The organism is Amycolatopsis sp. SID8362 (genome assembly GCF_010550475.1).
In the GTDB taxonomy this organism is placed as follows: domain Bacteria; phylum Actinomycetota; class Actinomycetes; order Mycobacteriales; family Pseudonocardiaceae; genus Amycolatopsis; species Amycolatopsis eburnea.
The window spans coordinates 1-936 of the sequence record NZ_JAAGNB010000163.1; the positions used below are offsets into that span (position 1 = coordinate 1).

Annotated in this window: 1 protein-coding gene; it reads left to right on the forward strand. The window is 75.7% G+C overall.

From position 1 onward, the window contains the following. Positions 1-936, forward strand: a 936-nt coding sequence (locus tag G3I65_RS05925) for a DUF58 domain-containing protein (RefSeq protein ID WP_160695207.1), incomplete at both ends; no start/stop codon positions are given.

A 936-nucleotide genomic window follows, 5' to 3' on the forward strand; every position in this document is an offset into this window, starting at 1 on the left:
GAGGTGCAGCTGGAGCTCTGGCGCAGCGGACGGCTGCCGGCCGGCGAGGTCCTCCTCGAGGACGGCGTGCCGTACGCGCTGGGCTCGCGGCCGCGGTTCGTCGTCGAACGGCTCCCGCACGACCGCCGGGTCTCGCTGCGCTACCCGCTGCAGCCGGTGCTGCGCGGGATCCAGCAGGTCGGGCCGCTGCGCGCGACCATCACCGACCCCTTCGGGCTGTGCGAGTTCGAGCGCGAGCTGATCGGGCACTCGCGCCTGGTCGTCGTGCCCCGGGTGGTTCCGCTGTGGGGCCTGCCGAGCGGCGCCGGGATCGGCGTCGGCGACGACGGCACCGTCCGGCTGCACGCCGGGCAGGGCGAGGCCGACGTGATCGTCCGCCAGTACCGGCAGGGCGACGACCTGCGGAAGGTGCACTGGCGCTCGACCGCGCGCCGCGACGAGATCATGGTGCGCGTCGAAGAACGGCCGTGGCGCGGCGGCACCACCGTGCTGCTGGACCACCGGGCGGCCGCGCACCACGGCAGCGGCCCGGCCGCCAGCCTGGAGTGGGCGGTGTCGTTCACCGCGTCGGCCGCGCTGCACCTGCGCCGGTCCGGGCACCGCGTCCGGCTGGTCAGCGAGCACGGGATCACCCTCGCCGACACCCCTGGTGAAGGCGGCGACCACTACGACAACGTCCTCCTCGACGCGCTGGCCGCGCTGCAGCCCGCCCACCAGCGGGACATCACGCTGGCCGGCGACCCCGGCGAGGGCCAGGAGCTGATCGCCGTGCTCGGCACGGTCAGCACCGAAGCCGTCCACGAACTGACCCAGTACCGCCCGCGCGGCATCCGCAGCCTCGCCGTCCTGCTCGACACCCCCACCTGGTCGGCCGGGGTGAGCGCGCCCGAACAGCGCGCCGCCGCCACCGAGGACTCGGCCGCGCTGCTGCGCGCG